The sequence below is a fragment of the Pseudomonadota bacterium genome (genome assembly GCA_039028935.1).
Taxonomy (GTDB): domain Bacteria; phylum Pseudomonadota; class Gammaproteobacteria; order Steroidobacterales; family SZUA-146; genus SZUA-146.
Genome location: JBCCHD010000018.1, coordinates 61,359 through 71,834 on the forward strand (window position 1 = coordinate 61,359; position 10,476 = coordinate 71,834).

At 57.7% G+C, this 10,476-nt stretch carries 11 protein-coding genes; 3 read left to right on the forward strand and 8 right to left on the reverse strand.

Going from position 1 to position 10,476, the window contains the following annotated elements; genetic code table 11:
- Position 1: 1 nt before the first annotated feature.
- Complete coding sequence (locus AAF465_10295) at positions 2-1,009, reverse strand: pyridoxal-phosphate dependent enzyme (protein MEM7083113.1); 1,008 nt, start codon at positions 1,007-1,009, stop codon at positions 2-4.
- 202 nt (positions 1,010-1,211) lie between these two features.
- Here AAF465_10295 and AAF465_10300 point away from each other — a divergent pair, with 202 nt between their 5' ends.
- From AAF465_10300 to AAF465_10310, 3 genes are all read left to right on the forward strand, one after another.
- Entirely contained in the window at positions 1,212-1,790 is a 579-nt protein-coding gene (locus AAF465_10300; protein ID MEM7083114.1) for a thymidine kinase, read from the forward strand.
- A 299-nt stretch (positions 1,791-2,089) separates the two neighbouring features.
- Positions 2,090-3,364: an aminotransferase class I/II-fold pyridoxal phosphate-dependent enzyme gene (locus AAF465_10305; protein ID MEM7083115.1), complete on the forward strand. Its 1,275-nt coding sequence runs from the start codon at positions 2,090-2,092 to the stop codon at positions 3,362-3,364.
- A 58-nt stretch (positions 3,365-3,422) separates the two neighbouring features.
- Positions 3,423-4,508, forward strand: coding sequence for a glycosyltransferase family 4 protein (locus AAF465_10310; protein MEM7083116.1), 1,086 nt, complete (start codon positions 3,423-3,425; stop codon positions 4,506-4,508).
- Between the two features lie 2 nt (positions 4,509-4,510).
- On the opposite strand, the gene AAF465_10315 is transcribed toward AAF465_10310, so the two are convergent.
- From AAF465_10315 to gpmI, 7 genes are all read right to left on the reverse strand, one after another.
- Complete coding sequence (locus AAF465_10315; GenBank protein MEM7083117.1) at positions 4,511-4,744, reverse strand: hypothetical protein; 234 nt, start codon at positions 4,742-4,744, stop codon at positions 4,511-4,513.
- Between the two features lie 76 nt (positions 4,745-4,820).
- Entirely contained in the window at positions 4,821-5,393 is a 573-nt protein-coding gene (locus AAF465_10320) for an MFS transporter (protein MEM7083118.1), read from the reverse strand.
- 126 nt (positions 5,394-5,519) lie between these two features.
- Positions 5,520-6,656 (reverse strand): hypothetical protein, encoded by a 1,137-nt coding sequence (locus AAF465_10325; protein MEM7083119.1) that lies wholly within the window; start codon positions 6,654-6,656, stop codon positions 5,520-5,522.
- 156 nt (positions 6,657-6,812) lie between these two features.
- The gene (locus AAF465_10330) at positions 6,813-7,454 is read right to left on the reverse strand and encodes a hypothetical protein (protein MEM7083120.1); all 642 of its coding nucleotides are present in this window, start codon (positions 7,452-7,454) and stop codon (positions 6,813-6,815) included.
- Positions 7,451-8,269: a divergent polysaccharide deacetylase family protein gene (locus tag AAF465_10335; protein MEM7083121.1), complete on the reverse strand. Its 819-nt coding sequence runs from the start codon at positions 8,267-8,269 to the stop codon at positions 7,451-7,453. The genes AAF465_10330 and AAF465_10335 overlap by 4 nt, the downstream gene beginning before the upstream one ends.
- Before the next feature lie 44 nt (positions 8,270-8,313).
- Entirely contained in the window at positions 8,314-9,447 is a 1,134-nt protein-coding gene (locus AAF465_10340) for a peptidoglycan DD-metalloendopeptidase family protein (protein ID MEM7083122.1), read from the reverse strand.
- A 9-nt stretch (positions 9,448-9,456) separates the two neighbouring features.
- On the reverse strand, positions 9,457-10,476 hold a 1,020-nt coding region (gpmI, locus tag AAF465_10345), incomplete at its 5' end, for a 2,3-bisphosphoglycerate-independent phosphoglycerate mutase (protein MEM7083123.1).

Consider the following 10,476-nt stretch of genomic DNA (forward strand, 5'->3'; position numbering starts at 1 on the left):
ATCAGGTCTTGGGAAAACGACCGCGAATAATCCGAGCAAACAGTTCTGTGTCGACGTTGCCACCGCTGAGCATCACGCCAACGCGCTGCCCGGACGGCAGTGTGTTGGACAGCGCGGCCGCGACGCCGAGCGCGCCGGAGGGCTCGATCACGATGTTCATGCGCTCGAACAGAAAATGCACGGCCTGCGCGATGGCCGCTTCACTGACCGTGACGATGTCGCTGACCAACTCTTGAATGAGCGGAAAATTCCGCTGTCCGAGCGCGGGCGTGCGGGTACCGTCCGCAATTGTGTCGACTGAGTCGCGCCGAATAATCCGTCCCGCTCGAAATGACTGCGCTGCGTCATCCGCGTTCTCGGGCTCGACGCCGATGATGTGCGTGCGCGGTGACACAAAGTGGGTGGCCACCGCGGAGCCCGCCAGCAATCCGCCACCCCCGACGGGCACTAAAAGAAGGTCCAGTGGAGGCGGCTCTTGTTCCATCTCAGCGACCTGCTCATGAAGCTCCAGCGCAGCCGTACCCTGTCCGGCGATGACATCATAATGATCAAACGGCGGAATTAACGTCGCGTCAGACGCTTGGGGTAGTGACGCGGCGACCTCTTCGCGCGTCGACGCCACCGGATCAAAGGTGACCACATCGGCACCGTACGCGCGTGTCGCCGCGAGTTTGGCCGGCGGCGCATTGATGGGCATCACCACCGTCACCGGCACCTTGAGAAGCCGAGCGGCCAGTGCCATCGCCTGCGCGTGATTGCCCGACGAATAGGTTAGCACCCCGCGTTGACGCTCCTCGTCACTGAGCGCCGACAACGCGTTGTACGCCCCTCGAAACTTAAATGCTCCGACGCGTTGAAACGCCTCACACTTTAGCCACAGTCGGCGATCTGTCCGGGCATTGAGGGTGGCGCTTGTGAGCACCGCCGTGCGATGCGCCACGCCGGCCAATCGTGCGGCGGCGGTTTCGACCCGTTCGAACACTTGGCCCGCGCTCAACAGCATTGCCATGTCCGTCTGGTTTTGATCGATGGATGACATTCTCTACTTTCCGCTCTACCATTTCATGGCATCGGCAAAGCGCAAGTGGCTAAGCGTCGGGCATCCCGGGATGCCACACGCGTCACCCACTCAGCGCGCCTGCACACTCCAGCGCCACAGGCCTGCCGATTGGTGCCTGTCCACAGCCACTCAACGAGCTGCCGTTTATAGTATGGCCAAAATGTACTTTTACTACTCGTCGATGAACGCCGGAAAGTCTACAGCGTTGCTCCAATCGAGTCACAACTATCGCGAACGCGGTATGAATACCCTTGTGCTCACCCCACTCATCGACGATCGCGACGGCGAGGGCGTAATCAAATCCCGAATCGGCCTCGAAGCCGACGCCATCTCCGTTGCGCCGGACGATGATGTGCTGCTCATCGTGCGCAAACATACGCTCTCCCAGCCCATTCACTGCGTTTTGGTTGATGAAGCCCAGTTTCTCAGCAAGAGCCAGGTCTACCAGCTGGGAGAAGTGTGCGATCGACTGAACATTCCGGTACTGGCTTATGGCCTGCGCACCGACTTTCAGGGCGAGCTGTTTGAGGGCAGTCAATACCTGTTGGCATGGGCCGACAATCTCAACGAGATCAAAACCGTCTGTCATTGCGGCAAAAAGGCTACGATGGTCGTCCGCATGAATGAAGACGGTGATCCATTGCGAGAAGGCCAACAAGTTGAGATCGGTGGCAACGACCGCTACGTCTCCATGTGCCGTCATCACTACAAAGAAACGCTGGGACTCTAGCCTCGCCACCGCACACGATTAGACGCTAATCCCCGCCCACCTTCACCTTAGCGCTCACCGCGAATAACCGTGCTGGTTGTCCAGACAGGTGGTTGTTTCGCGCGTGGCGATACCGACGCGAAAGCCCAATTGCGCGGATCTGATCGTTACAAAAATAACTGAATATTGTGATGCAACAATTCTTCGTTTCTTGTTATTCTCAACGGCCGTTCGCGGAGCAACCCATGGGTCGATACCGGACTGTGGGTAACGCCACGCGATGTGTTCGCTAACCTAACCGAGTCTTTCCGGAGAACCTTATGAAACTCGAATCTATTGCATTGCATAGCGGTTATGAAGCGGAGGCCACCACCAATGCCGCCGCCGTACCGATCTATCAAACCACGTCTTACACGTTCAACGACACCCAGCATGGCGCCGACCTGTTTAATTTGGCTGTGCCCGGCAACATCTATACGCGCATCATGAACCCCACGACCGCTGTTCTCGAACAGCGCCTAACGGAAATGGAGGGTGGACTCGGCGCGTTGGCGCTGGCGTCTGGCATGGCAGCGATCACCTACGCAATAGAGTGTATTACGCGAACCGGCGACAACATCATCAGCACTTCACAGCTGTACGGCGGCACCTACAACTTCTTCGCTCATTCGCTGCCTCGACAAGGCGTGGAGACCCGCTTTTTCAAAGCCGACGACTTCGATGCGCTGGAGAACGCCATCGATGACAACACCAAAGCCGTATTTCTCGAATCCATCGGCAATCCGGCCGGCAATGTTGTCGACATCAAGGCGATCGCCGAAATAGCGCACAAGCATGGCGTGCCCGTGATTGTTGACAACACGGTGGCAACGCCTGTGCTGTGCAAACCGTTTGAGTTGGGCGCTGACATCATCATCCATTCACTCACCAAGTACATCGGCGGTCATGGCACGACCATCGGCGGCATCATTATCGACTCGGGCAAATTTGATTGGGTGGCGAATAAAGCGCGTTTCCCCATGCTCAATGAACCTGATCCGTCCTATCACGGCGTGGTCTACACCGAGGCGCTGGGCGAAGCCGCGTACATCGGACGCTGCCGAGTCGTGCCTCTACGTAACACCGGCTCGGCACTCTCTCCACACAGCGCGTTCTTAATCCTTCAGGGTCTGGAAACACTCGCACTGCGCATGGAGCGACATTGCAGCAATGCGGAGAAAGTGGCGGAGCACCTAACGCGACATGACAAAGTCACCTGGGTCAACTATGCGGGTCTGAAGGACAGCCCTTACCGGGAAACCTGCGTTAGCATCACCGGCGGCAAAGCGTCCGGCATTTTGAGCTTCGGCATTAAAGGCGGCGCGGAGGCGGGTGCGCAGTTTATCGACGCGCTTCAAATGATCTTACGGCTAGTCAACATTGGCGACGCAAAGTCGTTGGCCTGCCACCCAGCGTCGACCACACACCGCCAGCTCAGTCCTGAAGAACTTGAACAATCCGGTGTGAGTGAAGATCTTGTGCGTATCTCGGTGGGCATCGAGCACATCGACGACATCCTGGCCGATATCGACCAGGCGCTGGACGCCGTTAGCTAGGCAAACTGAGGAGCAGCCGGCGCGTGCATTTTGCGCGCGCCGGCTGCACACTGTCGCCATGCGAGTGCTTGCCATCAGCCCTAGCGGCGACTTACCCGAAACACAATCACTGATCGGTCTTCATCAACGCGGGGTTGATATGACCGTGCTGCACGGTGCCGCCGCACCGAATGCGCATCGACTGGAAGAGGCCCAGGTACCGCACGCCGTGCTCGAATTGCGCAGCCGCTGGGACCGACACGCCACGCGTGCAATACGCGAGCATATACACCAGCTCGATCCTGATATCGTTCACATGTTCACCAATCGCGCGGTGCAAAATGGCCTGCGCGCGAGCAAAGGACTCAGACCAAAATTACTCGCCTATCGCGGCATTGCGGGCGTTGAAAAAGTACACGACCCCATCTCATGGCTGACCTTTTTGAATCCGCGCATCGACAAAATCATCTGCGTCGCAGACGCCATTCGCCAGCATTACCTGACCCTGCGTCTCCCGGGCTGGCGCTTTCCACCCGACAAAGCCGTCACGGTCTACAAAGGGCACGATGTGAGCTGGTATAACCAGCCTGCTATCGCGCGATCGGAACTCAACGTGCCCGATGATGCGACGGTGGTCGTGTGCACGGTGAACGATCGACCCCGCAAGGGACTGCCTTATCTGATCGACGCCTGTCATCAACTAGCCGATCTCGCGCAGCTTCATGTCTTGCTGGTCGGCAACATCGATCAAGGAAAATACGCCGACACCTTGGCGCGGTGTCGCATGCGCGATCGAATTCACTTCACAGGTTTTCGCCGAGACGTCACGCAGGTGATCGCGGCAGCCGACATCTGTATTTTGCCGGCCACCAAGCGTGAGGGTCTGCCGCGGGGCATCATCGAAGGTATGGTTAACGGCGTGACACCCACAGTCGCCGATGCAGGTGGCAGTCCCGAACTGATCGAACACGGCAAGAGTGGCATGATCTTCGCGCCAGCGGACGCTGGTGCGATCGCGGACACGTTACGCTATTTGGTAGAGCATCCTAATCAATGCAAAGCGATGGGTGCGGCGGCCCAACAACGCATCCAGAACGACTTTCACTACACCACAACCATTGCCAAAACCTTCGACATCTACACGGAACTCACCGCGCAGGCATAACCCTATGTTCGTTCCACAAGCGCCAGCAACCGCCTAGCGCTGTCGGGCGCTGCGTTCACCGCGCCGTTCGCACCCTGCTCAAACACGATATCCACCGGAATGCCGGCCGCAGACAGCCGGTCGAGATCGACGTGGCGGCTTGGCTTGAAAGTCCCGTTTTCGCTAATCGATGCATCGGTGCCCGCGTAATCGCGATCGCCCGTCAACAGAGGAATCGTGCGTGAGCGCGCGTTCATCGCGGCCGGCAAGATGTGGAGAACGACGCGATGTTGGCCAACGGCGTGGCAGAAAATTGTTACACGTCGGGGAGATTTAAGACTTGAGATCCACCACATGGCATGTCATGGGTAAGGCACAGCCATCATCAAACTCACAGGCAGCCGCCACTCCGGCGCGGGCGATAGCCGCCACATCGTCTGTGGTGTCATAGAGTGCATGCATGGCGCCCATGGCCAGACGCTTGCCGGAACCTAACGCCCAATAGCGCGTGTACTCACTCACTGAACGGTAGCTCTCAATCTCAAAAATACCGTGCGGATTGACAATCAAGGCACCCACCTGACTGGATTCGACCGGCTGCTCTTTGTCTTCGTTAGTGTCGATGAAGTATTTCTCTTTCATCACTTCGTGCAGACCGCGAAAGCTGTCAAAAATCGCCGCGCGCGAATCAAAGCGCATGAGCTCAGGCTGCTCGCGAACCAGACTCTCGAAAATATCCTGCGATGCCGACCAGCCGGCCAACCCAACGAAGCTGTCACCGACGGCAATTATTTTCTCATGATTCACCAGATAACTGGCGCGCATAACCATGGTTTCGTCACTTTGTGCCGTATCGGCCGCAATGACCGCCTGATGGCCTTTTCGCAGAGCAACTATTATCGACACCGTCGTTCCTTATAAAGAGAATTGGCGTGGAGTATACCGGAGCGCGTGGCGGCTGAATAACCGAACGTTTGGCGAGTGGACAGGTTGCGGCGGCGGCGCTTACCAGCGAAGCGGCAATCGCATGGCTTAACCGATGCGCCGACGCCGCGCCCGTGCATTACGGGCGTTTAAAACGATGAAAAAGAGCGCCAGCAACACGGCGGTGCCCGTGCCGCCCAGCAAAAGCGCAACCGCCGGCCGAACGAGCGACGCAACGAAAATCGCGCCCGGATCTGCCCCACCGAGGCCCTGCCATGGCACCACCGATACGCTCGCAAACGACACCACCAGCCCCGTCCCAATCACCAGCACCGCAAACGGCACGGCAAAGGCGCGCACCAGCCGATGCACGCGGCGAGACACGGGACTGAGCGGCACGAGCACGCGCTGCTCAATCGCGCAGACCGCGGCGGTAGTCATCACAAACCCCAACACAACAGCGGCAACAATCGGTGACCAACCGGCCGCGGTTAAAAAGGGCGCGGCGCTCACAATGGGCAAGACAAAACTCACCGTCGAGGCCACAACCGGCCAAGGGTGACGCTGCCAAAGCATAAAGAGTCTCGACCCCAACGCCGCCAACCCAACAAGCAGCGCGGCGAGTGCTGGAAACGCCCGAACGGGTTGCGCGTAGTTGCTCGCGAACACCGCTCGCGCATGCGGATCATCGCGCAACGATGACAGAGGCCGATCGATGTACGCTCGACCGCGTTCCACAGCATCGGCGGCGAGCGCGGATGGTGCCTGATCGCCAACCGCTTCCTTCAACGGCAACAGCCACAGGCTGGCCCGAGGCGAATCCCCATCGATGCCAAAATCAGGGGGAACATCGAGCAAGTAAAACTGCGTCGATCGCGTGTCGGCATACTCAAGCATGCCGGTTCGAAATCGCTGCACATAGCGTGCACGATCTTTTGCCGGCACGTGCACGTTAACCCATGCCGCGGGAAACCGTGCCAGCTCGCTGCCGAACACCGTAACCGAAACATCCGCTCGCATCGGCTCGTTTACCACGCGATCCGCCGGAGGCGACACCGCGATATAGTCAAGGATTTTGCCATCTCGCTGCGCTGTGATCGCCAGCCCGGCTGGCAACGCGAGATCATCGTATTCCGTGCGTTCGGCCTCAGGTTTTTGTTGCGCGTAGCGGATGTTGCCGACCGTCACCGCACCGGCGTAGGCGAAGCTGATCAGCGCGAGCAGTCCCAGAAGCGGTCCGCGCATCAACATCGCTCACTGCATGCGAATAGGCCGGACCGGTTAGGCCACGTCATTGGAAAACAGCGCATACTCTTACGTATAGGTCGCCCAGATTGGCGCAGGACGTTCATGGATGAAACCGACACGCAGGCCTAGCCGTTTGCTGTCCGCACACCGCGGCTACTTGATCAGCGATTCGAGCTTGCGTACTGAAATGGCATCGACCGCCTCTTCAACTTGGTCCCATGCAATGTTGACGCCACCCGCACGCACAATGATGCGCCCATCGACGAACACCACCATTTCCGACTCAGATCCCGAGCGGACTTTACTCATACGCTGGTACGACTTGTGGCCTTTATAATCGACCGTACGCTGAAAACCGTCCTGATTTTCTTCATCGATCTCCATGTCCAGCATGTCCAGTCCGAACTGGGCAAAGCCTTGAATGTTACCGATGTCTGTCACACTCAACTCGAGCACACCCCGCCCATCGTCTTCCTCAAACGTTGCGGTTGATGCACTGAAACTAAATCCTTCAAGCCCTTTCTTATTTGCGCTGTACGCAGTGCGCGTCATGCCATCAAGACGCTCTGGCATGACCGCTTTAAGGTCGCGGGCCGACACAACATCCACTTTCTTGCCGAGCTGACTAACCGCCTCCTCAAGGTTGCGGACCATTTCTTCCGCTTTCTCGCCCGACAGATTAATGTCCTTGTCGATGTTGAACTGACCGCGCTCTTCATCGGCTGACTCGCCACCGCATGCGGCAACCACTGTGGCCAGCGCGACCACCAGTAAAAAGTGAAGGGGTATTTTCATGGAGACTCCTCACGAATGGATAATGGCTCAGAGAGCGGGTGGCCCTGCAGTTCTATCATACGTTGAACGCTCACGAACCGATAACCGAGCCCCGCCAGCCTCGGCAGCTCACGCTCCAGTACCGAAAGCGTGTGTGGGAAGGGGTGACCGATACCCAACGCGAATCCGTGCCGTCGAGCATGCTGCTTGAGGCGCTCAAACTGCTGCGCCACCGCCTCGTACGACGGGTCACTATCTAAAAATACGTCACGACGCGCCGTCGGCACACCGACCTCTGCGGCCACTGACTGCGCAACGCTGCGCCCGGAAGTCACACTATCGACAAAATACAGCGGCGATTGCGATATGGCCTGCATGAGCCAACGCATATGGCCGGTACGCTGAGTGAGCAAACTGCCCATGTGGTTATTCACACCCACGGCAAACGGTACGGTATCCAGATTACCACGCAGCGTACGCAGAACGTCTTCTTGGGTGTGGTCGATTGTAATCGCGCCATCGCCTAATAAGTGATTTCGATGGGTTGCCTGCAGTGGCTGATGCAACAACACCTCTTTACCTAAGTCGTTGGCTTTGCGCGCAAAGGACGGACCAAAAGGGGTGTGAGGCAGAATCGCATACGCCACGGGACCGGGCAGCTCGATCGCTCGATTACCCTCCTCACGACCGTTACCAAGATCATCGATAATAATGGCAATGACGGGCCAGGTGTTCGGCTGGGCGGCATCGAATTGACGCTCATAGTCGTAGGCCGCAACGTCGAGCGTCAGCGAACACAAGAGCGTGTAAGCGAGAAACCATCGGGCAGAGTTCATAGTGTGTGCTGCTTGTTATTGTGCGTCAGGACGCCCCGACGAATTTATGGATTGCGTTGCTTGAACCACTCTCGTGGGTTGATGGGCTTGCTTTGCTGACGTAAGCCAAAATACAGCGCCACCTGCGCTTGACCGCCGGAGTCACCGACAGTAGCGATGGTATCACCCGCTTCAACCCAATCACCGGCCTTGGCCGACACGGTATCGTTGCGTCCGTACAAACTAAAGTAATTATCGCCGTGCTCGAGCACCACGAGTAACCCTTGTCCCGGCAGCCAATCGGCGTACGCCACGCGCCCATGTGCGACGGCACGAACCGCCGCGCCGCGCTCCGCCCCGATGAGCACGCCATCCCAATTCATGCTGGAGCCGCCTCTCGATTGCCCATAGCGTGCCAGAAGCGTGCCATTGGCCGGCCAGGTAAGACTGCCCTTGAGTTTTGCAAAACTGGTGCGCGAACCGACCGGAAACTCCCGCATAATTTGTTCAATTTCTTCGATGAGAGTAACCAAACGCGCCTCTTCTGATTTGAGCTTGGCAACTTGATCGGCGCCTTGTGTGATACGACTGGTGAGTGCTTCGATGGCGTGTTGCCGCTCCTTGCGCGCCGCTTTTAGCGATTCGAGTTCGCTGTGACGCTGGCGTTGGAGCTGCTTGATCGATTGATTCTCAAGCTGCGCCTGAGCGCTTAGCTGATCGAGTGTCGACAGCATCTCGTTAACACGGTCGATCTGTTTCAATCGATGTTGATTAAGGTAACCGTAATACACCGCCACCCGGCCAAGTTCAGACGGATTGCGCTGCGACAACAAGAGCTTAATTTTTTCTTGGCGGCCGCCCACATAAGCGGAATAGACTTGCGCCGCGAGATCGCTCTTTTCATTCTTCAGCGCGGTCAGCTGTTCAACTGTCTGTGCCTCAAGTGATTTAAGACGCTTTTCGCTCGCCTCGCGCTCAGTGTTTAGTTTGGCAATATTGGTCTGAAGCCGCGCCGTTAAGCGTTCGGTCTCGGCCAATCGTGCCTGCAGCTTATCGCGCCGCGCGTACGTGCGGCTGATCTCCTTTTCAAGCTTACCGATTCGATCGCGGACCTCGCCGAGGTCTTTCTCGTTATCGGCAATCGATGGCGCACTAGCCAAGGCGAAGGCCATAAGTAGAACAACGCGGATTCGAGACAACGCAGACGCCTATTTAAACCGAATGAGCGAGCGGCCGGTCATCTGTTCAGGCACATCCAGCCCCATCATATGCAACAGCGTCGGAGCAATATCGGACAGCACTCCGTCTTCAATAATTTCGGCCTCCCGCCCGATATACAACAGGGGCACATCAAAGGTGGTGTGCGCCGTGTGAGCCTGTCCGGTGTGTTCGTCCTCCATCTTCTCCGCGTTGCCATGGTCGGCGGTCATCAGAAGCTCACCGCCGGCTCGGCGAATCGCGTCGGTTACTCGACCCAAGCAGGTATCGAGTGCCTCGATGGCTTTCACGGTGGCGTCGAATTTGCCGGTGTGCCCGACCATGTCCGCGTTGGCAAAATTGCACACAATCAAATCGAACGTACCGGACTCAATCGCCTCGACGAGTCCGTCGGTCACCAACGGTGCGTTCATTTCAGGCTGCAGGTCGTAGGTGGCCACGTCCGGCGACGGCACCAGCACGCGTTCTTCGCCCTCGTAGGGTTGCTCAACGCCGCCATTAAAGAAAAACGTAACGTGAGCGTATTTTTCCGTTTCGGCAATGCGCAGTTGACGCAAACCCAAATCCGATACGTATTCCCCAAGCACGTTTGGCAAGCTGTCGGGTGGAAAGGCCACTTCGACATCAAAGTCTTTGTGGTACTCCGTCATGCAAGTAAACGAATGCAACGTTGGCACGTGTTGCCGATCAAATCCGTCAAAGTCCGAAGCCGTAAAGGCTTGTGTCATTTCGCGGGCACGGTCGGCTCGAAAGTTCAAGAACACCACCGCGTCACCGTCCGCGATGAGCGCCGGATCCCCAACGCGCGTGGGGCTGACAAATTCATCATTTTCATCGCGTTCATACGCCTCGGATAAGCCTTCCAACGCGGTTGGAGTAGCGTGCGGCGCGTCGCCTGTGGTGTACAGCGTGTAGGCTCGCTCGATGCGATCCCAACGATTGTCGCGGTCCATCGCGTAATAGCGACCCGCCAACGTGGCGATTCGGCCCACGCCCGCCTCTGCCATCAA